This window comes from Massilia sp. 05N420 (assembly GCF_056397205.1).
The window spans coordinates 109,047-132,941 of sequence record NZ_JBFTMX010000001.1 but is presented as its reverse complement, the minus strand read 5'-3'; the positions used below and the strand labels follow the sequence as shown (position 1 = coordinate 132,941).

Sequence of the window (23,895 nt, the reverse complement as noted above, 5' to 3'; positions counted from 1 at the left end):
CCCATCATTGAACCACACCGCCATGACCGACACACTCACGCCCAGCCGCGCGGCGGCATCCTGTCGCAGCGCTGCCGATCTCCCGGCGCCGGCGGCGCTTCCTGCGGGGTTTCCCATTTACCTCGACTACGCGGCGACCACGCCCGTCGATCCGCGCGTCGCGCAGAAGATGCTGGTGTACATGACCGAAAAATTCGGCAACCCGGCCAGCAGCTCCCACGCTTTCGGCATTGAGGCCGCTTCGGCGGTGCAGCGGGCGCGCGCTCAGGTCGCGGCCCTGGTCGGCGCGGCCGCCGGCGACATCGTCTGGACTTCCGGCGCCACCGAATCCAATAACCTCGCGCTGAAAGGCGCGGCCCACGCGAACCGCGCGAAAGGCCGGCACCTGCTCACGCTGACGACCGAGCACAAGGCCGTGCTGGACACCATGCGCCGGCTGGAGAGCGAGGGCTACGAGGTCACCTACCTGCAGCCGCAGCCGAACGGCCTGCTCGACCCGGCCGCCTTCGAAGCGGCGCTGCGGCCCGACACCATCCTGGCCTCGGTCATGATGGTCAACAACGAGATCGGCGTGATCCAGCCGATCGGTGAACTGGGACGCATCTGCCGCGCCCGCGGCGTACTGCTGCACGTGGACGCGGCACAGGCGGCCGGCAAGGTGGCGATCGACGTCGACCGCCTGCAGGTCGACCTGCTGTCGCTGAGCGCCCACAAGGTCTACGGTCCCAAGGGCATCGGCGCCCTCTACGTGCGCAGCGATCCGCGGGTGCGGCTGGAGGCGCAGATGGATGGCGGCGGGCACGAGAAGGGCTTGCGTTCCGGCACCCTGCCCAGCCACCAGATCGTGGGCATGGGCGAGGCCTTCGAACTGGCGCGCCTGGACATGGCAGACGAAACCGCGCGCATCGGCGCGCTGCGGGAGCGCCTGCGCGGCGGGCTCGCCGCCCTGCCCGGCGTGCGCTTCAACGGCGATATGCAGCACCGCATTCCGCACAACCTGAACATCAGTTTCAGCGGGGCCGGCGCCGGCGCCGATGCCCTGGCCGACAAGCTGCCCGGCATCGCGGTGTCGGCCGGTTCCGCCTGCAACTCGGCCAGCGCCGCGCCCTCCTACGTCCTGCGCGCGCTCGGCCTGAGCGAGGCGCTGGCCCGCGGCGCGATGCGGATCACCCTGGGCCGCTACACAGGCGCCGCCGACGTCGACTATCTGCTGCGGCAGCTCCGGCTGGCGCTGCGGGTTCAGTAACCGACGGTGAAGCGCTGGCGCGAATGGGCCGGTTTCTCGAGTTCGTCGACCATCGCGATCGCGAAATCCTCGTACGAGATCGAGCTGCCTTTTTCGCCCGTCAGCAGTTCGTCCTTGCCGAGCCGGAAGCGGCCCGTGCGCTCGCCGGGCATGAACATCGCCGACGGTGACAGGAAGGTCCAGTCCAGGTCCTGGACTTGCCGCAGGGCGTCGAGGAAAGCGGCGCCGCGCGTCGCCTCGGCCTTGTAGGCTTCGGGGAAATCGGGCTGGTCGAGCAGGCGCTTGCCGGGCGCCACCAGCAGGCTCGCGGCGCCGCCCACCACCAGGTAGCGCGGCACGCCGGCGCTGCGCACCGCGGCCAGCAGGATCTCGGGGTCGCTGTCCAGGAAGCGCACCGCGCTGATCACGGCATCGTGTCCGCGCAGTACGGCGGCGAGGCCGGCTTCGTCATTGATGTCCGCGCGCGCGGCGCTGACGCCCGCACGCGCCGGCACCTTGGCGGGATCGCGGCCGATGGCGGTGACCTGGTGGCCGCGTGAAACGAGTTCGTCGAACAGGCGGGAACCGACATTGCCGGTGGCGCCGATGAGGGCAATACGTGCCATGAAAATTTCTCCGTGTAGACCACGCCCCATCCTATGCTAGGCTGGAGCCCTTTACAAGAAGTCACCGCGGCATGATCTGGTCAGTGCGGCCTGACCATGCCGGACCGATTCCCATGCGCGACACACTAATTGCCCATCCCTGCCTGGATGCCGACACCACGGACGGCTGCCCGATCCGCGATATCCTCGACCGCATCGGCGACCAGTGGACCCTGCTGGTCCTGCATTCCCTCGATGGCGGCACCCTGCGCTTCAACCAACTGATGCGTGCGATCGGCGACGTGTCCAAGCAGATGCTGTCGACCACGCTCAAGCGCCTGGAAGAAGACGGTTTCGTGCTGCGGACCGTGTATCCGGAAGTGCCGCCGAGGGTCGAATACGAGCTCACGCCGCTCGGGCGTTCCTTCATGGTGCCGATGCGTGGCCTGGTCGACTGGGCCAACCGGCATCACGAAGCGATTCGCGACGCCAGGCGCCAGTACCGCCTGCCTGGATGATGGGTGATGGGTAATGCTTGCCGGCGCCCGGCCTGGATGGACGGCCGGCCCGGACGCCGCTTCAAGTGATACCGATGCGGTCGCCCGGGCCCTTGTCCGCCTGGCTTACTGCTTTGCGGTGAAGCGGCGGCGCATTGCGCCGAAGGCCATCGCGCCTGCGCCCAGCAGGGCCAGCGAGCCCGGCTCCGGCACCTCGCCGCCGGGATTGCCCGGGGTCTCGCGCTCGAAGGCGGCCACCCGGACGGTTTCCGGCGCCCCTTGCGTTGTGCCGTTCAGGAACTGGACACCACCTCCGACAATGCAGTTGGCCAGGTTACTGCAGAAGCCCGCGGCGTCGGCAGCCTGGGCGTCGTCCAGGACGAAACGGTGGAGGCCCGATTGGCCGATACCACCCGTATCGCTGAGCACCAGGTCCGGTCCCATGTAGTTGTAGTATCTCGTCGTACCGTCCGAAACCCTGAACAGGCTCATATAGAGGTCGGTGAGTGTGGCCGTGGTCGCGCCGGGCTCACTGACGTTGACGACGAAGCCGAGCTGGCCCGCGCTCGTGAGGCCGGTGATCGAACTGAGGAAATAGGTATTGTTACCGGCATTACCGGCAGCGTTGTCGCCGCCCTCCGGGGCCGTGGGCATGCCCAACTTTAAGGCCGTTGGGCAGGTTTCCGCCGGGGTGGCCGGATTGCCGCTGACGTAGGTCACGCATCCGGACTCGGTGCCGTTTTTCTTCCCACCACCATTGTCCTGGACCGTTACCACCGTCTGTACCGCCCCTAGGCCGGTCCCGGTCTGTTGCGTTCCCGTTTGATAGACCAGGTTTGCGAACGCTGGCGCCGCGCCCGTTAGACATGCCGTTGTCAATGCAATTTTCAGAACCTTAGATCTCATTATTTTGCTCCCCCAGAAGTTACTTCGCTTTTATATGGACATCCAAGTAATGCAACTCTTAACCACAGCAAAATACATTCCAGCTTAAATGAGTTCTTTCAGATCAACGACTTAACTGAACATTCATTGTAACCCCAAAGAAAGTTGTAAAGATTACCGAAAGTTTCCATGCTACCACCTTTCGTTTGGGCACTTACTCGAGATCGTCGAACAAGCCGCCGCGAGCGAGGCGGCGCCTGTATCGCATGACGTGGATGCTGGCGGGCTCGCCGGATACGACGACGGTCATCGGCGAGGTGGAGATGAACGGCAAAGGCTGGCCGACCGGCGCCGGCATCCGGCACCGCGTCCTTACCTGCCGCGACCGCGCGGCTGCTGAGGCCGGAGCCCTGGGCGCAAGGTCTAGGCCGTGCCGATCCCGCCGCTGCCGTACATCCGTTCGAAGTCCCCGATCGGCATCGGCCGGCCCAGCAGGTAGCCCTGCAGCGTGCCGCAGCCGCCATCGACCAGGAAGTTGCGCTGCGCTTCGTGTTCGACGCCCTCGGCAACGATGTCGAGCTTGAGCGTGCGCGCCAGCGCGATGATCGCCTTGACGATCGGCACGGCATCGGGATTGACGTGGACGTCGTGCACGAAGGAGCGGTCGATCTTCAGGGCGGTGAGCGGAAAGCGCTTCAGGTAGGCGAGCGAGGAATAGCCGGTACCGAAGTCGTCCAGCGAGAAATGCAGGCCGTGGCCGCGCAGTGCGCGCATGCGCTCGATCGTGTCCGCGACATTTTCGGCAAGCACGCTTTCGGTCAGTTCCAGGCAAAGCTTGCCCGGCGGCGCGCCGGTTTCCTCGAGGATGTCGACCATCCGGGCGACGAAATCGGCACTGCGCAGCTGGTGCGCGCTGACGTTGACCGCCAGCTCGAGCTGTCCGAGTACATGGTCGCTGCGCCAGCGTGCCAGCGCGCGGCAGCTTTCCTCCAGCACGTGCTGGCCGAGCGGCACGATCATGCCCGACGACTCGGCCAGGCCGATGAATTCGGTGGGACCGAGCAGCGAGCCGTCGGCGCGGCGCCAGCGCAGCAGCACTTCGGCGCCGACCACCTGGCCCTCACTGTTGAACTGGGGCTGGCAGAACAGCACGAACTGGTGGTCCAGCAAGCCTTCCCGCAGCGCCCGCTCCAGCCTTGCCTGGTATTCGGCCGAGGCCTGCATGCGCGGATCGAAGAAGCGCGCGGTATTGCGTCCTTCCGCCTTGGCACGGTACATGGCGAGGTCGGCCTGCTTGAGCAGGGTCTCGATGCCGGTCGCGGCGCCGTCGAACAAGGTGACCCCGATGCTCGGCGTGCTGACGAACAGGCGTCCATCCAGGTAATAAGGTTGGCCGAGCGTGAACAGCAGCTTTTCCAGAACGTGCTGGGCCTCGATCACCGCCTCGTGCGGGTCGTCGCCCAGGTCTTCCAGCACCAGCACGAACTCGTCGCCGCCCAGCCTGGCCAGCTGGTCGCAGTGGCGCAAGGTATGGCGCAGGCGCTCGGCCACCTGGCGCAGCAGCATGTCGCCGAAGTCGTGGCCCATCGTATCGTTGAGCAGCTTGAAATTGTCCAGGTCGAGAAAGACCACCGCCCCGAGGCGGCCCGTGCGTTCGCTGCGCGCCAGCGCCTTGTCCAGTTCCTCGCCCAGCAGGCGGCGGTTCGGCAGGCCGGTGAGATGGTCGTAATAGGCCAGTTCGTAGATGCGGCGCTCCGCCAGTTTTTGCTCGGTCAGGTCGGTATTCGTTCCGGATACACGCAGGGCCTTGCCCGCCGCATCGCGCGTCACCAGGCCGCGCGACAGCACCGGTACGTAGTGGCCGTCGCGATGGCGCAGGCGCCATTCGACGCTATAGGTGCCGCGCTGGCTGGCCAGCAGATCGTCCCAGTAGCCGGCAACACGCACCCTGTCGTCGGGGTGGGCGAGCTCCAGCCAGAGGCTGGTATCGGTCCCCAGTTCGCCGGGCCGGTAGCCGAGCATTTCCCACCAGCGGTCCGAGTAATAAATCTCGTTCTTCTCGAGATCGTAGTCCCACGGCGCATCGGTCGAGCCTTGCAGGATCAGGCGCAGCCGTTCCTCGGACTTCTGCAATCCCTGCTGGGCCTGCTTCATCGCGGTACAGTCGGTGAAGCAGACGATGACCCGGCAAAGTTTCCCCTTGGAATCGAATTCCGGATAAGCGTTACAGATCAGCCAGCGCACCGATTCCGGCTGCGGTTCGGCAATGCCGAGGATGACTTCCGAGACCTTGCTGCCGGTGCGCAGCACGACGTTGGCGGGAAGTTCATCCGGCGGCAAGGGCGAGCCATCGGCGCGCAGCAGGGGCCGGGCCTTCCCGCTGACCCTGTTCTTCAATTGCTCGACGCTCATGCCGATCAGTTCGCAGGCGAGCCGGTTCGCGTTCAGGATGCGGCCGTCGACGCCATGCACGACGACGCCCGCGGGAATGTGCTCGAGCAGATCGTCGAGCTGGGGCTGGATTGCCGGGGCGTTGTGGGAGGCCATGATGTGATCCGCGCTGAGGAACCGGAAGTTACAAGCGATGGTAGCACGGCCCTGCCAGTGGGCGCGCAAGACTTTGCGATAAGTAAATTAGACCACATCAGCAGCATTTCGCACCCCTCCGTTCGGCACTTGCCCGACAATCAGGCAATCCTGGTCGCGGTGTCCTTACGCCCGGGATCCCATCCAACGACAATAAAGGAGACAAGATGCCCCATCCAATCGACCTGCAACGCCGCCACCTGCTGCTGGCCAGCGGCACCGCCCTGGCCGCCGGCCTGCTGCCCTCGTTCGCGCGCGCCGCCGGCGCCACCCCGCTGAAGGTCGGCCTGATCGTGCCGATGTCCGGCCCCTTCGCCTCCACCGGCCGCCAGGTCGACGCGGCGGTGCGGCTGTTCATCCAGCAGCACGGCGATACCGTGGCCGGCCGCAAGATCGAAGTCATCCTGAAAGACGACGGCGGGCTCTCGCCCGACGTCACCAAGCGCCTGGCCCAGGAACTGGTGGCGCGCGACAAGGTCGAGGTACTGGCCGGCTTCGGCCTGACGCCGCTGGCCCTGGCCGCGGCGCCCATCGCCACCCAGGCCAAGGTGCCGATGATCGTGATGGCGGCCGCCACCTCGATCATTCCGCAGCGCTCGCCCTACATCGTGCGCACCGGCCTGACCCTGCCGCAGGTCACGGCGCCGCTGGCCGAATGGGCGCCGAAGAACAAGATCAAGACCGTGGTGACCCTGGTGTCCGACTACGGTCCGGGGCTCGACTCCGAAAAGACCTTCGTCACGCGCTTCACCAAGGCGGGCGGCAAGATCCTGGAAAGCCTGCGTGTCCCGCTGCGCAATCCGGACTACGCGCCCTTCCTGGCGCGCGTGCGCGACGCCAGGCCGGACGCGCTGTTCGTGTTCGTTCCCTCGGGCGAGGGGGCGGCGGTGATGAAGCAGTTCACCGACCGTGGCCTGGCCAATGCCGGCATCCGCCTGATCGGCACCGGCGACGTGGTCGACGACGACCTGATGGAAACCATCGGCGCGGCTTCGGAAGGCGTGGTCTCGAGCTTCAATTACTCGGCCGCCCATCCCTCGCCGGAGAACAAGGCGTATGTGGAGGCCTTCGAGAAGGCCAACAAGGGCATGCGCCCGAACATGCACTCGGTCGGCGCCTACGACGGCATGCAGCTGCTCTACCTGGCCCTGGCCAAGACCGGTGGCGACAGCAATGGCGACAAGCTGCTGGCGGCGATGAAGGGCATGGCCTGGGTTAGCCCGCGCGGCCCGATGGAGATCGACCCGGCGACCCGCGACACGATCCAGAACGTCTATCTGCGCAAGGCCGAGAAGGTGAACGGCGGCTGGTACAACGTGGAGTTCGACAAGGTCGAGAAGTTCCGCGATCCGGGCGCCTGAACCCGGCCGGGGCAAGCGGACATCGCCGCCGCTTGCCCCTACTTCCCTCGCCTCAGAACGAGTGCTTGATACCGGTGATCACGCCGGTTTGCGACAGGCCCGCACCGACCGAGCCGCCCGAGCTCAGGGCCACAGCGGCAGTACCGTCGTTGACGATATGGCCRGCCGCCACATAAACGGTGGTGCGCTTCGAGAAGTTATACATGGCGCGCAGCAGGACCTGCGCCGAATCGTTCGGGCTGTCCTTGAAATCCAGCCTGGCGATCTGCCCGTCGACGACCAGTTGCGGGGTCACGGAATAGGCGGCGTCGACGTAGGCCAGCGTGCTCTTCGGCTGGGTCTTGCTGCCCTCGTTATTCCGGTGCAGGACGCCGGCGCCGAGCTTCCATGCGCCCACGTTGGCGTAGCCGGCAACATGCAGGCGCGAATCCGACAGGTCCGCACTCGTCAGCCCGGCGGCGGCACCGGGGCCGCCACGCAGATTGTCGTAGGCGACCACGGCACCGAATGCCGATCCCGGGGCGTCATAGCGCAGCAGACCGGAATATTCGCGGCAGGCCTGGGCGCTGGTGGCGGATTCGCCGGGACAGTTGGTGGCCGACGGCCCGCCCGCCGCCGAGACGTCGCGGCCGAGGCTATAGGTGGCGCCGACCGTGATGCGGTCGAAGGATCCCTTGTACGAGATCGAATTGTCGTGGCGCCCGTTCGGGATGAAGGAGTCCAGGGTGCCGATGCCGTAGACGCTGGGGCCGAAGGGATCGACGTCGAAGGTCGAGATGTACAGCATATTGTAGGTGCGGCCGATGGTCAGCGCGCCCCACTTGCCGGCCAGGCCGACCCAGGCCTGGCGGCCGAACAGGCGCCCGCCCTGGTTCACGTTGCCGGTATCGGGCTGGAAGCCGTTCTCCAGCGTGAAGATGGCCGAGAGGCCGTTGCCGAGATCTTCGCTGCCGCGGAAACCCAGGCGCGACGGGAACATGCCGCCGGTCAGGCCGGGCACGCGGGTCACGCCCGCGCCGGACGCGTTCGCGTTGTCGTAGTGTTCGATGGCGGCATCGATCAGGCCATAGACCGTGACGCTGGACTGGGCATGGGCGGCGCCGGACAGGGCTGCGATGGCTGCGGCGAGTACGTAGGTCTTCTTCATGTAGTCTCCAGGATGCGCTGCAGCGCTCTCGTTGCCTGTACCAGACGCGAGTCCCGGCAGGCGCCGGCGCTGCAGCACCGGTGCCGGCATGATCTTGTCATGGGCGAGGCTCAGGCCAGCGCGGTGCGCCCCGCGCTGCGGGACGCGACGATGGACAGGGCCGCGAAGATGGCCGGCATGGCGAGGATGCCGATCACCGCGGAGAAGCTCCAGCCCATGGTCAGCAGCAGGCCGCCGAGGAAGGAACCGAGGATGCTGCCGAAGCGGCCGACGCCGAGCATCCACGACACGCCGGTGGCGCGGACCGCGGTCGGGTAGCAGGAAGGCGCGAAGGCGTTCAGGCCGGTCTGGGCGCCGCTCCTCTTGCGGCCATTGGTATGGGCTCGGATATCGAGCGTTTGAACTGCAGTCATTGCCGTCTCCTGTTTTGTGTGACTAGACTCTACACACGGCCAGTTGACGCAGGATTGCTTTCAACACCAATTGCGTTCCAATTTACTTATCGTGGGATTCGACCGTGGCTGCCGCCAGATGCAGCTCGGCCAGCAGGGCTTTTGCCCCCGGCGACAGGTGCGCGCCCGCGCGGGTGGTGACGCCGATCTGCCGTTCGAGTCCGGGCATCTCCAGCCGCAGCACCGCCAGCTGCCCCGTTTCGATCTCGTAATGCAGCTGGTGCGGCGACAGCACGGTCAGCATGTCCGAGGACAGCAGCAGGCCGCGCAGCAGGGCCAGGTCGCCGGTTTCGACGGCCGGCGACGGCGGCGGATGGCCATGCTCGTTATAGAAGTTTTCGAGCGCCATGCGTAGCGGCGAACCCGCGCGCGACAGCACCCAGGCATAGGGTTCGAGATCCTTGAAGGACAATCCAGCCTTGCCGGCAAGCGGGTGGTCGACCCGCGCGATCAGGGCGGGATGGTCCTGCATCAGCGGCGTGCTGTCGAGCCCCTGGCTGGCCGACTTGCGCAGCGCGCCGATGATGAAGTCGACCCGTCCGCTCAACAGCCCCGCCGCCAGTTCCTCGTATGGGCTTTCGAGGGACCGCACCCGCAGCCGCGGATATTTTTTGACCAACGCGGCGATCGCCGCCGGCAGCACCAGGGTCCGCGCCAGCGGCAGYGCCCCGATCGTGACCACGCCTTCGAGCACGCCGTTCAGGGCGGCGATATCGGCGTGGATGTGCTCGAGCTCGACCAGCACCCGGTTGAAGCGCAGGATCCAGCGGCTGCCTGCATCCGAGGGCAGCATGCCGTGGGCGGTACGCCGGAACAGGCTTTGCCCGAGCCCTTCCTCGAGCTTGGCCAGGGCCTGGCTGACCCCGGACTGCGACATGTCCATCGCCTGGGCCACGGTCGGCATGTGGTGGACCTCGGCCAGCATGGTCGCCACCTGCAGGCGGCGTTCGTTGAACAGGGCTTCCATGCTGGTGACCAGGTAGCCTTCGCGCGCGCCTAGCCGGGCGGCGTCGTCGCGCACCTCGCGCAATTCGGCCTCGATGATCTGGGCCCGCAGGCGCACCACCTCCCCCGCCGCGGTCAGCAGCATGCCGCGCCCCTTCCGTTCGAATAATTGGGTGCCCAGGCTTTCCTCGAGCGCCGCGACGGAACGCGTGACGGCGCTGGATGCCCGGTACAGCATGTCGGCGGACCGCCGGATGCCGCCGGTGGCGGCAACGGTATTGAAAGCGCGCAGATGGTGGAGATTAATGATCGACATGGCACCGAAGGATAGAGGTTTTGACCGGGCCGCTGGAGCGCCGATAAGTATTTTGGAACGGTTTTCGCGCATAAGGCAACCCAAATATGCGCCCGGCTGCCGATACTTGATCCATCCGATTGGAGCACATTCCAGATGATCACCGAGCCCGACAAAAACGACGACTACCGTCCCCTCCCCTGCACGCTGATGCGCGGCGGTACTTCCCGCGGCCCCTTTTTCCTGGCCTCCGACCTGCCGGCCGATGTCGCGAGCCGCGACCGCGTGCTGCTGGCCGTCATGGGCTCGCCCGACAAGCGCCAGATCGACGGCCTGGGCGGCGCCCATCCGCTGACCAGCAAGGTCGGCATCGTCAGCGCGAGCAGCACTCCGGGCGTGGACCTGGATTTCCTGTTCGCCCAGCTGCAGCCGGATTCCGACAAGGTCGACACCACGCCCAACTGCGGCAATATGCTGGCGGCGGTGCTGCCCTTCGCCATCGAGCGCGGGCTGGTGCAGGCGATCCCCGGCACCACCACGGCGCGCATCCTGACCCTCAACACCGGCATGCAGTGCGACGTCACCGTGCAGACGCCGGGCGGGCGCATGCGCTATGCGGGCGACACCCGCATCGACGGCGTGCCCGGCAGCGCGTCCGCCGTGAAGATCACCTTCCTCGATACGGCCGGCTCGGTCTGCCCTGCCATGCTCCCGACCGGGAACACGCTGGACCGCGTGTCCTTCGCCACCGCCGGCGGCGCCATTCAGGAAGTGGACGCCACCCTGATCGACAACGGCATGCCGATGGTACTGGTGCGCGCCGCCGATTTCGGCATCACCGGACGCGAGAGCGCGGCGGAGCTGAACGCCGACGAGATACTCAAGGCAAGGCTGGAAGCGCTGCGCCTGGCCGTCGGCCCGGCGATGGGCCTGGGCGACGTCAAGGCCAGGAACTACCCGAAGATGTGCCTGGTGTCCGCGCCCGGCGCCGGCGGCGCCGTCTCGACCCGCTGCTTCATCCCCCACGTCTGCCACGACGCCATCGGGGTGCTGGCGGCGGTGACCGTGGCCACAGCCTGCGTGCTGGAGGGTTCGGTGACCCGGGGACTGGCGCAGGCCGGCAGCGGCTTGCGGCGCACCGTCTCGGTCGAACATCCGACCGGCGAGTTCAGCGTCGAACTGGAACTCGACCCTCGGGATCAACAGAAAGTCGCCGGCGCCGCCCTGCTGCGCACGGCGCGCCCCATCATGCGCGGCGAAGTCCTGGTACCCGCCGCCCTCCTGCACGAGAAATCACAATGAAAAAGCCTTTGATCATCGATTGCCACGGCCACTACACCACCGCGCCGAAAGCCCTGGAAGACTGGCGCAACGCCCAGGTCGCCAACCTGAACACGCCCGAACTGGGCCCGCGCGTCTCCGACCTGCGCATCAGTGACGACGAGCTGCGCGCCTCGATCGAGGCCAACCAGCTGCGCCTGATGAAGGAGCGCGGATCAAGCCTGACGATCTTCTCGCCGCGCGCCAGCTTCATGGCCCACCACATCGGCAACTTCGAAACCAGCGCCACCTGGGCCGCGATCTGCAACGAACTATGCTACCGCGTCTCCCAGCTCTTCCCCGACAACTTCATCGGCGCGGCCATGCTGCCGCAGTCGCCGGGGGTGGATCCGCGTACCTGCATTCCCGAGCTGGAGCGCTGCGTCAGGGAATACGGCATGGTCGGCATCAACCTGAACCCGGATCCTTCTGGCGGCCACTGGAACTCGCCCCCGCTGTCCGATCGCTTCTGGTATCCGATCTACGAAAAGATGGTGGAGTACGACATCCCGGCGATGATCCACGTCTCGACCAGCTGCAATCCCTGCTTCCACACAACCGGCGCCCATTACCTGAACGCGGACACCACCGCCTTCATGCAATGCCTCACCAGCGAGCTGTTCAAGGACTTCCCGACCCTGAAGTTCCTGATCCCGCACGGCGGCGGCGCCGTGCCCTACCACTGGGGTCGCTTCCGCGGCCTGGCCCAGGAGATGAAGAAGCCGCTGCTCGAAGAGCAGCTGTTGAATAACATCTTTTTCGACACCTGCGTCTACCACCAGCCGGGCATCGACCTGCTGACCAAGGTGATCCCGGTGAAGAACGTGCTGTTCGCCTCCGAGATGATCGGCGCCGTGCGCGGCATCGACCCGCAGACCGGCCACTACTACGACGACACCAAACGCTATATCGAGGCCGCCGCGCTCAGCGACGAAGACCGCTTCCAGATCTTCGAAGGGAATGCGCGCAAGGTCTATCCGCGCCTGGACGCCGCACTCAGGAACAAAGGACTGTAAGATGACCACGCCTCATATGAACCAGCTCGGCATCGTCAAGCGCAACATCGAGCGCGCCGACCGCGGCATCGTCGAGCGCCTGGCGGCTTTCGGCAGCGCCACCGTGCACGAAGCCATGGGCCGGGTCGGCCTGATGAAGCCATACATGCGTCCCATCCATGCGGGTGCCCAGGTGGGCGGCAGCGCCGTCACCGTGCTGCTGCATCCCGGCGACAACTGGATGCTGCACGTGGCGGCGGAACAGATCCAACCCGGCGATGTGGTGGTGGCCGCCTTGAGCGCCGAGTGCACGGACGGCTTCTTTGGCGACCTGCTGGCGACCAGCTTCATGGCGCGCGGCGCGAAGGCCCTGATCATCGACGCCGGCGTGCGCGACGTGCGCGTGCTGAAGGAGATGGGCTTTCCGGTGTGGAGCAAGGCGATCAGCGCCAAGGGCACGATCAAGGCGACCCTCGGTTCGGTGAACATCCCGGTGATCTGCGCCGGCGCCCTGGTCAACCCGGGCGACGCCGTGATCGCCGACGACGACGGTGTGGTGGTGGTACCGGGCGGCGATGCCGCAAGCGTTGCGCAAGCCGCGCAGAAGCGCGAAGACCTCGAAGGGGAAAAGCGCGCGAAACTGGCCTCCGGCGTGCTGGGCCTGGACATGTACGGCATGCGCGAGCCGCTCGCCAAGGCGGGCCTGAAATACATCGACTGACATGAAGAAAACGATTTATCTCCTGTGCGGCCTGCTGTGCGACGCCGCCGTCTGGGAAGCCCAGGCCGCGGCCCTGCAGCCGGACCACGAAGTCCGCACGATCAGCTTCGAGGGTCTGGCGTCGATGCAGGCCATGGCCGACAAGGTGCTGGCCGATGCGCCCGCGCGCTTTGCCCTGGCCGGCCACTCGATGGGCGGCAGGGTGGCGCTGGAAGTCGTCCGGCGCGCGCCGCAGCGCGTCGAGAGGCTGGCCCTGCTGGATACCGGTTTCGAGGCCGCCGCGCCCGGCGAAGAGGAAAGGCGGATGGTCCTGGTGAACCAGGCGCTGAAGGAAGGTATCGCCTCGATCGCCGCGACCTGGGGCCTGCCGATGCTGGCCCCCGCCAAGCGCTCCGAACCGCGGCTGGTAAAGGCGGTGGTCGACATGGTGGGACGGATGTCGGGCGCGATCTACGCGGGCCAGACCCGCGCCCTCCTCGGCCGCCCGGATGCCACCGATGTGTTGAGGAGCATCGCCTGCCCGGCGATGGTGATCTGCGGGATGGAAGACGGCTGGAGCCCGCCCGAACGCCACGAGCGCATGGCCGAACTGATCCCGGGCGCGAAGCTGCGCCTGATCGAACACAGCGGCCATATGTCGATGATGGAAGAACCCGAAGCGGTCCTGCGCGCCTTGCGGGAATGGCTGGACATGAATACGATCTGAACGAGGAAGTCGAGAGAACATGGCGAAGATTATTGGCGGTATCGGGACCTCGCACGTCCCCACCATCGGGCTGGCATACGATAAGAAGCGGCAGAACGATCCGGCCTGGGCGCCGCTGTTCGAGAACTACAAGCCGGTCGCGAAATGGCTGGAAGAGCAGAAGCCGGACGTGCTGCTGTTCTTCTACAACGACCACGCGAACAGCTTCTTTTTCGATTGCTATCCGACCTTCGCGGTCGGTGTCTCGCCGAACTTCGAGATGGCCGACGAGGGTGCGGGCAAGCGTCCGCTGCCCGATATCAAGGGGCATCCGAAGCTCGCCATCCACGTCATGGAATCGCTGGTCAACGACGAATTCGACATGGCCATGTTCCAGGACCGTCCGCTCGACCATGGCTGCAATTCGCCGCTGGCCCTGATGTGGCCGCACGAGCCCACCTGGCCGGGCGCCATCGTGCCGATCGCGATCAACGTCCTGCAATACCCGCTGCCCACCGCCGCGCGCTGCTACAAGCTGGGCAAGGCGGTGCGGCGCGCCATCGAATCCTATCCGGAAGACCTGAAGGTCGCGGTGGTCGGCACCGGCGGCCTCTCGCACCAGATCCACGGCGAACGTACCGGCTTCAACAACATCGAGTGGGACGAGGAATTCCTGCGTCTGATCGTCGAGGAGCCGGAAAGGCTGGCGAAGATGCGCCACGCGGAACTGGTGGAACTCGGCGGCGCCGAAAGCGCCGAGGTGATCATGTGGCTGGCCATGCGCGGCGCCCTGAACGACAACATCAGGTGCATTCACCAGAGCTACTACCTGGCCACCACCACGAATATGGCGGTCGCCATCTACGAACAGGGGGGCGACGGACACGCCCCCGCCGCGCCGGTGTACTGCAATCCGCAAACCGCCGGCCTGGAGGAACTCGAAGGCACCTATCCCTTCGACCTGAACGCCAGCATCCACGCGGCTCGCCTGAACCGCTTCTTCTGGCGCCATCGCGAGCCGGCCTTCCGCGAACTCGTCGCGCGCGACCTGGACGCCGCCTTCGACGAGCTGCAGCTGAACGAGGAAGAGCGCGGCCTGGTGACCCGCCAGGACTGGCTCGGGCTGGTGAAGTATGGCGTCAGCTTCTTCGTGCTGGAAAAATTCGCGCGCGTGGTCAAGATGTCGAACCTGGCCGTCTACGCCAGTATGCGTGGCGAGACCCTCGAAGACTTCCTGAAAACCCGGCGGGTGCCGGAGTCGGCCTGAGGACGATGAGCATGCACGTCGACGACCACGCCGCCATCGAAAGGGCCTGCGCCCGCCTGATCTCGGAATACGCCTACCTGAACGACCAGCGGCGTTACGAGGAACTTGCGGCCCTGTTCACGCCGGACGCCCTGCTCTTTCGGCCATCGGCGCCGGACCAGGCCATCGCCGGCATTGATGCCATCCTTGCCGCCTTCCGCAAGCGGCCGCTTGACGTCATGACCTTCCATGTCTGCACCGACATCATCGTCAGCGTCGACGATGCCGGGTCGGCGCGCGGACAATCGCGGATCCTGCTGCTGTCGGCCAGGCGTCCCGCCGAGGAGGGGTCCAGGCCGGCCGCCGCCGATGCGCCCGTGCCCGGCGTCTTTTACGACAGGTTCAGGCTGACGGACAGCGGCTGGAAGTTTGCCGAGCGGCGCGGGTCGTTCTGGATTTGATCAAGGCATCCAAGTCGGCCGGGACACCTCCCTGGCTTGACCGGCGAACGTTACAACTTCATTCGCACGTTGATCGTTTGGGTCATTGACGAACCATCGACATAGACGGAGGTTTCTTGCTGCAGCAGATCCGTATCCCCCCCGCTTAGCGCGCGCGTCCAAGCCAAGCAAATCCGATCGCTAAGAATGCCACAAAGCCGGCTCAGGAACATTATCCGTGCATGGTGGCTGACCGGGCAACTTGCAGGTGTCCGGACGGCAGGCAAATTCGAAGAAATGGTCTTCGACGAGGGTATGGCTACCTTGAGGCCATCTCGAATAATCTGACTTTTTGTATAAACCAGGGAATATGACGCTTAATCGAATATCGCCGAGCTGCCGGGCCTGTCAATCAGCATCGTGTTGATAGCGAAGACCGCGCTCGAATCAGGTCAGGTTGCGCCAATCGATCACGGAACAGCCAGATCGTCTTGGCATCCGGAATGCTGACCCTATCGGTCAGGTCTGAAAAATTCAGGAAGCTGCGACGATCCAGCAACCGGTACTCGCGCGCGTCGTCAGGCGGCCACCCCTGGCGCGTGAAGAACGCCGTGCAGCAGTATCGATCCACGCAACTAGCGCTTCGAAATCGACGCGCTCGGTCAAGCCCCCCAGTTTCACCCGCTGGTCCCTCGCTGTTTTTCGGAAAACACGCTGATCCGAGGTTTTCATTATGACGACACTCGTGCGCTAGTTTCGATGTCAGGACTTTCCCGAGTCAGCCCCGGGAGGGCCGAGGTTTTTCGTGGTGCGCTTAACGCATTTATGATGAAAGGAACCCGATACCTGTCCTTGGTTGTGCTGATACGATTTCGGATTAAGCTATGTTCTCCTCGACTTCACAGTCGGGGAGAACATCGTCGCCAATTAAAAAGACTCGTATTTCAAAAAAATCATGTTGTTTTAACAGCGACCGATTCAGTTTGATTTACGGCGGCGCGCATAACCCAGACCCAGAAGCCCCGCACTCAACAGACCAAGAGTTGCCGGCTCGGGAACGGTGCCCGGTTCGACGAAGCCCGAGGCCATCGTGACCCAGTCGCCACTAGTCGTTGTTTGCAAGGCAAAGTAGCCACGGGAGCTCCAGAATGCCGGGTCATATTGCTGGTGCACAAAGCAGCCTTCAGTATACGATGGGGCAAAACCAAAAGCGATGCCGGCTGCCGTGGAAACACCGGGGTCGACACACACCGGGCCGAATGCGGTAACGCCGGGAGCCCCGGTAAAGCCCAGAGTAGCGTCCCAGAAGGAATTGCCTTGATAATCACCGACACCCAGACTGCCACCGGCCGCGACAAAGGCGGAAATCTTCGCACTATCCGCTGGATTCATCATTGAGCCGGGATCGTTGCAGCAGCTATAGGGAGAATCGATATAAATGCCGCTGTAGTTGGAAAGATCAGCCGTGGTCAGGAATCCATAAGATTTAAAATCGATCGTGGCAGTCCCTGCGGTGTAATTTACTGATGTACGCCCTACGTTATTCAGATACAGCACGGGCTTGGACGGGTCGGAGGCGGCAAGTTGATTGATGACGGGATTAATAAAATTGGAATCGCCATGCAAACCGATGGCATCACTTCCGATAAGGAAAATAGCACCTGCTGTCGCATGTTGAGCGACAAACAGGGTTGCCAACATTAACGCAAACGTCTTGAACGCTTTTTTGATTCGATTGAATGCAGTAAGCATATCGTTCTCCCTCTGGATTGAAAATAGGATTCCCCGGTAAAACCAATTGGCGATTAAGCAATTATCATGCCAACACTAAAATTTTTAAAAAAATCAATATCTTGCCAAATCTATTCTTAAAGCATTTGCAACAATGTAAAGATTTTCGACGAATTCCACTTTGCACAAGAGAATGATTTGTTGAGCAAATCGAACGAAGGCGAGCTGACGCTATTGTTAAGTAGCGGTTGGAAATTTGAGTTAAATTCAGATTGGAAACTGTTGCGGGAGTCACTGCAATGAAACTATTAAAGTTGTCCGAAACTGGGCGTCGGACGCTTCAGGACATGGGAGTCTTCCTGGCCCATCCACGCGCCCGTATTGCGTACCCAAGACATCTTGCGGTTGGGCCAGGGACTGACGCTGTAAGAAACGAAGAACAAATTTTCGGTGCACTTGAACAGTGTCGAGCAATGGCGCCAGCGTTGGAACAAGTTTGGATCGGCAGGCCTGAACGAAGGCCGCCACACGGGACGGCCGCGTAAGTGGACGCCTCAGCAAAAGCAAGTGATGAGCGAGTCGGCGCCTAGATGGCTGCACTGTTGCCGCGCTGCTACACCACCTGAAGCAGCACCAAGATCACGCATCGATCAGCGACGTTATGCGGTTTCCAATCCAGCGGCATGGTATTTTCCTTGGCCGTCTCGGCTTCCTCACGCTTGTTACGCTGGACCGGCGCCTGAACCGGAGCGGCGATGAAGCGTTTTGCCGCCGCCAACTTGTGGACGGGATAGCCGTCGACGTTGAGAAAGACGGACTGTTCGGAGCCGATCAGGAGCCGCTCTGGGAACGTGATGAAGACATCCGAAACAACCGTCCTCTCATGGATCATAAAGCGGAAATCCCCCCGCGGACCGAGCGCTGAACTCATGTTGAAGAATAAGCACCGCCCCGGATTCATTGCTAAATAGCAACGCGTTGCCGACAGAAGTGTTTGGCTTCTGTCAAGCCTTCGGCCTCGCATGAGAATCCGCTTTCCCCGTCGCTGCCGGGATGGTTTATGACAGGCAAGGAGTGCCTCAGCCGGCCAGTTCGGCCGCCACCAGGCGATCCATGTCGGACGCCGCCATCGGCGGGCTGAGCAGATAGCCCTGGCCGCAATCGAAGCCGAGGTTCTTGACGGCGGCCAGCTGGTCGGCCGTTTCGATGCCGTCGGCGCAGACCGTGATCTTGACGTCGCGCGCGACCCCGACCAGGGCGGACAGCATGGCCGAGGCATTGTCGTGGCGCGATAGCCGACGCACCAGTTCCTGGCCCGGCTTGACGATGTCGAGCGGGAACTTCTGCAGCGACGACAGGGCCGCCAGCTCTGCGCCGAAATCGTCGAGTCCCAGCCTCACGCCGCGCTTGCGCACCTCCTGCAGTGCCTGGGCCGAGAACTTCGGATCCAGCAGCACGCTCTCGCGCATCTCCAGGCGCAGCAGCGAGGGCGCCAGGCCGGTGTCGTCGAGCACCCGGTTCAAGATGGCCGGAAAGCGCGGATGGCGCATCTGTTTCGAGGACACGTTCAAGGTCAGCGGCACCACCAGCCCGTCGCGCACCCAGCGGGCCTGGGCCGAGCAGGCGGTGCGCAGCGCCCATTCGCCCACCGGCAGCATCAGGTTGGCGTTTTCCACTTCCTGGATGAAATCGGCCGCGGTCAACAGGCCGCGCTCCGGGTGCAGCCAGCGGATCAGGGCCTCGATGCCGACGATGCGCCCGCTTTCGAGGTCGTATTGCGGCTGGTAGTGAAGGCAAAGTTCCTCGTCGCGCAGCGCGCGCTCCAGCTCGCGCTCGAAGCGCTTGGCTTCCTGGGCCGCCTTGCCCAGCGATTCGCGGTACACCTGGTAGTTCAGGCGCCCCTGGTTCTTGGCTTCGTAGAGGGCCAGGTCGGCCAGCTTCACCAGCTGGCCCGGCTCGTGCGCATCGTTCGGATACACGGCGATGCCGATGCTGGTGCCGCTGTAGACTTCCTGGCCGTCCAGCAGGTAAGGCAGGCTCAGCTCGACCACGATCTTGTCGGCCAGCACCTCGGCGGCGCCTGCCTCCGCCAGGTGGGTCTGGACGATCACGAATTCGTCGCCGCCGAGGCGCGCGGCGAGGTCGGTCTCGCGGATGTGGGTGCGCAGGCGGCGCGCGACTTCCTTCAGCAGCAAGTCGCCGGCGTGGTGGCCGAGGGTATCGTTGATCGACTTGAAGCGGTCCAGGTCGAGCATGTGCACGGCCACCAGGTGGCCGTCGCGCTGTGCGTACTTGAGCGCGTCCTTCAGGCGCTCGTTGAAACTGGCGCGGTTGGCCAGGCCGGTCAGGGCGTCGTGGCTGGCCAGGTGGTAGGAATACTCGACCGCGCCGCGCAGGGCTTCCTCGGCCTTCTTGCGCCCCGTGACATCCTCGACGATCTCGAGCACGCGCGGACCGTCGCCGCTGTTGCGCAGCGAGCAGGTGACGTTGACCCAGAATTGCGAGCGGTCCTTGCGCAGGTAGCGCTGCTCCGCCACCGTCACGGCCTGCTGGCCGGTCAGCAGCTTGTGGAAATTGTGGACTGCCGTTTCCTGGTCGGCCGGATGGGTGATGTCCTGGTTCGACAGGGTTTCCAGCTCGTCCATGGTATAGCCCAGCATCGCCAGCAGGGTCGTGTTGGCGGCCACGAAGCGGCCGTCCGGCGCGCATTCGGCGATCCCGAGCGGCGCATGCTCGAAGGTCGTGCGGAAACGCTCCTCGCTGCGCCGCAGGGCTTCCTCGGCGTGCATGGCGTCGGTGATGTCGAAGAACAGGATGATGCCGTACAGCGGCTGGCCGCTTTCGTCGCGCAGCATCTTCGCGGTCAGGCGGATCCAGCGTGTGCTGCCGTCCTTGCGCAGCAGGCGGCGGTCGCGCTGGATCTCGATGGCGCCGGACAGCAGCTGCTCGGTGAACTGGCGGCTGCGCTCGCGCTCGTCCGGCGGGGCCAGCTCGAGATTGTCGCGGCCGATCAGTTCTTCCGGCGTATAGCCGGCGATCGCCGCGAAGGCGCGGTTCACATAGATCCATTTGCCGTCGAGGTCGATGTGGCCGATGCCGATCGGCGCATGCTCGTACAGCAGGCGGAAACGCTGCTCGCTTTCGCGCAATAGCGCTTCCGCATTCTTGCTGTCGCTGATGTCGTGGACGTTCATGCTGGTCACCGGCCGGCCGTTGCCGTCCGTGAACACCCTGGCGACGACCCGCGCCTCGAAACCTTCGCCGTCAGGGCGCGCAAAGCGCAGCTCGGACGTGCCCTCGCCGGCCGCGGCACGCCGCGCCAGCGCGGCCACCAGGTCTGCGTCCTTGCTGTCGAGCAGGTCGCCGATATTGCGCGCCAGCAGTTCCTCTTGCGTATAGCCGAACAGCTGGCAGGCGGCGACGTTGGCGGACAGGATGCCGCCATCCAGTCCGGTCAGGAACAGGGCATCGGTGCAATGCTCGAACGCTGCGCGATAGCGGGCTTCGCTTGCCTGACCGTCGAGATTCCCGTCGTTGTCGGATGGAGTGTTTTTCTCTGGCATATCGAAGCCCGGTTCGAACATGCGCACAAATGTGTGCGAGCTCAGGATGGCTCATCCTGCCATGACAAAGATGACAACACAAGACTCGCACTGCTGGTAGTTGCAAGCTCGGCACCTTTGGTTACGCGGATGGGGTAGGAAAGTTAAAATCCACAACACGGGAGAGGAAGGACAGGCGGATTGCCTTGCTGCGCGGGACCGCCCAGTCCGCCATCCTGGGCGAACCGGGCTTCCGGCGCCTGGGGGACGCATCGCCGATCGACGAGGTCCACCGCTTCCTGTTGGCAGGCATGCGGTACTGGCTTGTCCGGCGGCCCAGCAAGCCTTAGCGCAGTACCGGCAGCTCGATATAGCTCGCCGCATCCGGCGCGTGATGGACGGCATTGTCCGCGACCACGCCCTCCTTCTCGCTCTCGTTCGGTCCGCCGGTGTTGAGGTTGCGGACGAATTTCGGGAAATTCGACGACGTGACTTCGACGCGGATACGGTGGCCCACGCCGAACTGGATCGCGGTCGCGATCGGCGTCGGGTGGATGGTCGCCACCTCGCCCGGGTTCAGGGGCGCGGGCTTGTCGTAGCCGTTGCGGTAGCGGGCGCGGAAGATCGTGTCGCCGACGATCCAGGCGGTACCGTCGGGCGCGACGTCGACCAGCTTGACCGCGAAGTCGGTGTCCTTCGCATTCGACGACACCTTCAGCACGGCGTCCACGAAGCCGACCACGTCGACCGGCCTGGTAAGCGGCTCGCTGCTGTAGACCAGCACGTCGCTGCGCGCCTCGATCGGACGCTGGTCGAAGGCGCCCGGCACCACCACGCCGCCGTTGCAGCAGTCGCCGCCGCCGATGGTCTGCACCGGGTTCATGGGATCGTAGCGGTAGCGGTCCGGCGCCTCGCCCGCCGGCGGCGCCTCGCCGAGCAGGCGGCCATCGCCGTACAGACTGTTCGCATTGCCTTTCGAGCGCAGGTAGAGGCGCATCGGCCTGGCGTTCTCGGGCGGCCACTGGGCCGCGCTCTGCCAGCGGTTGGCGCCCATCATGTAGTAGCGCATCCGCGGGGTCGTTTGCGCAAAGGCCTTCTGGTCGCCCTTCAGCCAGCGGTCGAACCAGCCGTAGACGGCGCCGTCGACGTCGAAGCTGGTGTCGCCCATGGCGCGTTCGCCGACCACGGTGTCGGGCCCGAGCCGCGCGTACTGGCAATGCGGCACCGGCGCCACCACCGCGTACTGGTTGGCGCTCGCCTCCTTGTCGGTGTTGGCCGTGCGCGCCAGGTTGAACAGTTCCAGGTTCGGCCCGATCGAGACGTCGTACCAGCTGTTGAACCAGAGTGCCGGCACGCCCCAGCCCATGCCTTCGTGATACAGGCCGCCCTTGTTCCAGGCGGGATCGGCCGGGCCGCGCTTGATGAATTGCTCGAAGGTGGACGGCGGCTCGCCGAGCGAAGTCAGCATCTGGTCGACCGGCAGGTGCCTGATCTGCTTGTTCCACTCGATCTTGGGCTTGCTCGCATCCAGGTCGTTATAGGCCTCGATGCGGGCGCGCAGCTTTTCGTCGGAAAGCAGCCCGTTCGGCAGTTCCGCGCGCAGCGGGTTCTCGACCCCGTACAGCCAGACGAAGAAGAGATTGCGCGGCACCCCGCCCGTGTACCAGTTGCCCTGCTCCTGGAAGCGTCCGACCTTGCCGATGCCGGCGCCGGCCGACATCGGCACCATGGCCGCATGCGCCGGGTGATTCATCCCGGCCAGCGCCAGCTGCCACTCGGCCGAGGACGAGCAGCCCAGCGTGCCGACCTTGCCGTTCGACCAGGGCTGCTGTGCGATCCAGCTCAGGGTGTCGTAGCCGTCGGTCTGCGGGTGACCGAGAATCTCCCATTTACCTTGCGAAAAATAGCGCCCGCGCTCGTTCTGTACGATGAAGACATAGCCGCGCTTGACCGATTCGAGCACGTAACGCAGGGTCCCGCCGCGCAGCTTGTGCTCGTTGTACGGCGTTTTCCAGAGAATGGTGGGCAGCGGTCCCTTGGCGTTCTTCGGCGTGTAGACATCGGTCGACAGGGCGGCGCCATCGCGCATTGGCACCATCACGCCCAGCCGCGCCACCGCGTTGCGGGCCAGCTCCTTGTCCAGTGCCTCCTGACTGTACTTCGAATAATCCTGCGCCAGGACCAGGGTCGAGGCGTCGGATGCGATCAGGGCAATGGCAACGAGGCTGGCGGTCAATCGTTTCACGTCGGCTCCTTCGATGGGATGGAATGTGCTTGCTGAGCGAACTCAAGCATAACGCATTCTCTTGCCCGTTGGGCAAGATCGAAGGTGCTGAAAAGAAACTGACGGCGAGTCTGTTATTCGGTGTCGTCGGCGTTGAAGCGCTCGCTTACCCATTCGAGCCAGTTGCACTGCGGGCAGCGGCTGACAAGGATCAGGGCGAAAAACGTGGCGAGGCCAAACACGAGTATGGCGGCATGCAGGAGGAGCCTGGGTTCGAAATCGTTGAGCAGGTTCAGCATCGCATCACCTCTATACAATTTCCTCCAATTTACTCCAAGGTTGGCAAAGAAGCCATCGCCGCACGATTGATCAGAGCGCTTCCCAGCCCTGCGGCGTCGACCTGACGTACAGCTTTTCCTTCTGGCTGTGCTCGCCGTCGACGTTCCGCCCCAGCACCGGGAAGGCCTCCTTGACCTGCGGCTTCCTGGCCCACTCGGCCACGTTCGACAGCTTGTAGGTGTAGATCACGCTGGCTTCCTCATGGTCGCCCGCCTTGACCGGGTCGGTCCAGCGCTCCACCTTCTCCAGCGACTTGCGGCCCCAGCAGATGCGCGGCTCTCCCCCGGCGTCCGCGTGCAGGTAAGGCTTGGCGGCGTCGGCCATCGTGTAGCGCCTGACCTTGACCTTCGGCGCGCTTCCGGGCGATTCGACGTCCTCGCCCCTGGCCAGGCCCGCCGCTTCCAGCGCCGCCATCTGGCCGGCGACGCCGTCCGGATACAGCTTCTGCTGGCGCAGGTCGGTTTCATACACGTCGACCGGCCATTTCACCGGGTCCAGGCACATGTCGCCCTTCTTGGCGAAATACTGGGTGACGGCGATGCCGAAGTTCTTTTCGCTGGCCGAGGTCTTGCTGTTGCAGGCAGCCAGCGTGGCGGACAGCATGGTCGCGCCGAGGATGAGGGAGATGGCGGGCTTGTTCATGGTGAGCTCATT

At 64.6% G+C, this 23,895-nt stretch carries 20 protein-coding genes and 1 pseudogene; 10 read left to right on the top strand and 11 right to left on the bottom strand.

All coding sequences use genetic code 11. The annotated features are described in order from the left end of the window. The first annotated feature begins 22 nt into the window (after positions 1 to 22). Positions 23 to 1,246 carry an aminotransferase class V-fold PLP-dependent enzyme gene (locus tag AC1DIX_RS00625; RefSeq protein WP_477321193.1) on the top strand — a complete coding sequence of 408 codons (1,224 nt, stop codon included), beginning with the start codon at positions 23 to 25 and terminating at the stop codon, positions 1,244 to 1,246. On the opposite strand, the gene AC1DIX_RS00620 is transcribed toward AC1DIX_RS00625, so the two are convergent. Continuing rightward, the gene (locus AC1DIX_RS00620) at positions 1,240 to 1,851 is read right to left on the bottom strand and encodes an NAD(P)-dependent oxidoreductase (RefSeq protein WP_477321191.1); all 612 of its coding nucleotides are present in this window, start codon (positions 1,849 to 1,851) and stop codon (positions 1,240 to 1,242) included. The two genes, AC1DIX_RS00625 and AC1DIX_RS00620, sit on opposite strands and share 7 nt — an antisense overlap. Before the next feature lie 113 nt (positions 1,852 to 1,964). Between AC1DIX_RS00620 and AC1DIX_RS00615 the strand changes: the two genes are divergently transcribed. Then, entirely contained in the window at positions 1,965 to 2,348 is a 384-nt protein-coding gene (locus AC1DIX_RS00615; RefSeq protein WP_477321189.1) for a winged helix-turn-helix transcriptional regulator, read from the top strand. Positions 2,349 to 2,453: 105 nt separating this feature from the next. On the opposite strand, the gene AC1DIX_RS00610 is transcribed toward AC1DIX_RS00615, so the two are convergent. Together AC1DIX_RS00610 and AC1DIX_RS00605 are read right to left on the bottom strand one after the other, a co-directional pair. After that, a complete protein-coding gene (locus tag AC1DIX_RS00610; protein WP_477321187.1) occupies positions 2,454 to 2,981 on the bottom strand; it encodes a PEP-CTERM sorting domain-containing protein in 528 nt (175 codons plus the stop codon). Between the two features lie 654 nt (positions 2,982 to 3,635). Beyond that, a complete protein-coding gene (locus AC1DIX_RS00605; protein ID WP_477321185.1) occupies positions 3,636 to 5,759 on the bottom strand; it encodes a putative bifunctional diguanylate cyclase/phosphodiesterase in 2,124 nt (707 codons plus the stop codon). A 206-nt stretch (positions 5,760 to 5,965) separates the two neighbouring features. Here AC1DIX_RS00605 and AC1DIX_RS00600 point away from each other — a divergent pair, with 206 nt between their 5' ends. Beyond that, positions 5,966 to 7,159, top strand: a complete 1,194-nt coding sequence (locus tag AC1DIX_RS00600; protein WP_477321183.1) for an ABC transporter substrate-binding protein — start codon at positions 5,966 to 5,968, stop codon at positions 7,157 to 7,159. A gap of 52 nt (positions 7,160 to 7,211) precedes the next feature. On the opposite strand, the gene AC1DIX_RS00595 is transcribed toward AC1DIX_RS00600, so the two are convergent. The 3 genes and pseudogenes from AC1DIX_RS00595 to AC1DIX_RS00585 all read right to left on the bottom strand — a co-directional run bounded on the left by AC1DIX_RS00595 (position 7,212) and on the right by AC1DIX_RS00585 (position 10,019). Beyond that, a complete protein-coding gene (locus tag AC1DIX_RS00595) occupies positions 7,212 to 8,306 on the bottom strand; it encodes a porin (protein ID WP_477321181.1) in 1,095 nt (364 codons plus the stop codon). A 110-nt stretch (positions 8,307 to 8,416) separates the two neighbouring features. Then, positions 8,417 to 8,665: pseudogene (locus AC1DIX_RS00590) on the bottom strand (aromatic acid/H+ symport family MFS transporter); the annotation flags it as partial. A gap of 136 nt (positions 8,666 to 8,801) precedes the next feature. Continuing rightward, positions 8,802 to 10,019 carry a LysR family transcriptional regulator gene (locus AC1DIX_RS00585; RefSeq protein ID WP_477321178.1) on the bottom strand — a complete coding sequence of 406 codons (1,218 nt, stop codon included), beginning with the start codon at positions 10,017 to 10,019 and terminating at the stop codon, positions 8,802 to 8,804. A gap of 135 nt (positions 10,020 to 10,154) precedes the next feature. Between AC1DIX_RS00585 and AC1DIX_RS00580 the strand changes: the two genes are divergently transcribed. The 6 genes from AC1DIX_RS00580 to AC1DIX_RS00555 are packed head-to-tail and all read left to right on the top strand — an operon-like array spanning position 10,155 to position 15,426. After that, complete coding sequence (locus tag AC1DIX_RS00580) at positions 10,155 to 11,300, top strand: 4-oxalomesaconate tautomerase (protein ID WP_477321176.1); 1,146 nt, start codon at positions 10,155 to 10,157, stop codon at positions 11,298 to 11,300. An 8-nt stretch (positions 11,301 to 11,308) separates the two neighbouring features. Continuing rightward, the gene (locus tag AC1DIX_RS00575; protein WP_477321335.1) at positions 11,309 to 12,334 is read left to right on the top strand and encodes an amidohydrolase family protein; all 1,026 of its coding nucleotides are present in this window, start codon (positions 11,309 to 11,311) and stop codon (positions 12,332 to 12,334) included. A 16-nt stretch (positions 12,335 to 12,350) separates the two neighbouring features. Next, a complete protein-coding gene (gene ligK, locus AC1DIX_RS00570) occupies positions 12,351 to 13,034 on the top strand; it encodes a 4-carboxy-4-hydroxy-2-oxoadipate aldolase/oxaloacetate decarboxylase (RefSeq protein WP_477249626.1) in 684 nt (227 codons plus the stop codon). A 1-nt stretch (position 13,035) separates the two neighbouring features. Further along, positions 13,036 to 13,740 (top strand): alpha/beta fold hydrolase, encoded by a 705-nt coding sequence (locus AC1DIX_RS00565; RefSeq protein WP_477321174.1) that lies wholly within the window; start codon positions 13,036 to 13,038, stop codon positions 13,738 to 13,740. A gap of 19 nt (positions 13,741 to 13,759) precedes the next feature. After that, on the top strand, positions 13,760 to 14,986 hold the full coding sequence (locus tag AC1DIX_RS00560) for a gallate dioxygenase (protein WP_477321172.1): 1,227 nt from the start codon (positions 13,760 to 13,762) through the stop codon (positions 14,984 to 14,986). A 5-nt stretch (positions 14,987 to 14,991) separates the two neighbouring features. Then, positions 14,992 to 15,426, top strand: coding sequence for a nuclear transport factor 2 family protein (locus tag AC1DIX_RS00555; protein WP_477321170.1), 435 nt, complete (start codon positions 14,992 to 14,994; stop codon positions 15,424 to 15,426). Positions 15,427 to 16,383: 957 nt separating this feature from the next. Here AC1DIX_RS00555 and AC1DIX_RS00550 read toward each other — a convergent pair. The 4 genes from AC1DIX_RS00550 to AC1DIX_RS00535 form a co-directional block, all read right to left on the bottom strand. Then, positions 16,384 to 17,157, bottom strand: coding sequence for a PEP-CTERM sorting domain-containing protein (locus AC1DIX_RS00550; RefSeq protein ID WP_477321168.1), 774 nt, complete (start codon positions 17,155 to 17,157; stop codon positions 16,384 to 16,386). 592 nt (positions 17,158 to 17,749) lie between these two features. Then, a complete protein-coding gene (locus tag AC1DIX_RS00545; RefSeq protein ID WP_477321166.1) occupies positions 17,750 to 18,028 on the bottom strand; it encodes a hypothetical protein in 279 nt (92 codons plus the stop codon). A 187-nt stretch (positions 18,029 to 18,215) separates the two neighbouring features. Beyond that, positions 18,216 to 20,699: a sensor domain-containing protein gene (locus AC1DIX_RS00540; RefSeq protein ID WP_477321164.1), complete on the bottom strand. Its 2,484-nt coding sequence runs from the start codon at positions 20,697 to 20,699 to the stop codon at positions 18,216 to 18,218. 325 nt (positions 20,700 to 21,024) lie between these two features. Beyond that, positions 21,025 to 22,923 carry a CocE/NonD family hydrolase gene (locus AC1DIX_RS00535; protein ID WP_477321162.1) on the bottom strand — a complete coding sequence of 633 codons (1,899 nt, stop codon included), beginning with the start codon at positions 22,921 to 22,923 and terminating at the stop codon, positions 21,025 to 21,027. A 29-nt stretch (positions 22,924 to 22,952) separates the two neighbouring features. On the opposite strand from AC1DIX_RS00535, the gene AC1DIX_RS00530 reads away from it, so the two are divergent. Continuing rightward, complete coding sequence (locus tag AC1DIX_RS00530; RefSeq protein WP_477321160.1) at positions 22,953 to 23,306, top strand: hypothetical protein; 354 nt, start codon at positions 22,953 to 22,955, stop codon at positions 23,304 to 23,306. On the opposite strand, the gene AC1DIX_RS00525 is transcribed toward AC1DIX_RS00530, so the two are convergent. Then, the gene (locus AC1DIX_RS00525; RefSeq protein WP_441933958.1) at positions 23,272 to 23,883 is read right to left on the bottom strand and encodes a hypothetical protein; all 612 of its coding nucleotides are present in this window, start codon (positions 23,881 to 23,883) and stop codon (positions 23,272 to 23,274) included. The genes AC1DIX_RS00530 and AC1DIX_RS00525 overlap by 35 nt on opposite strands. Between the last annotated feature and the right edge of the window lie 12 nt (positions 23,884 to 23,895).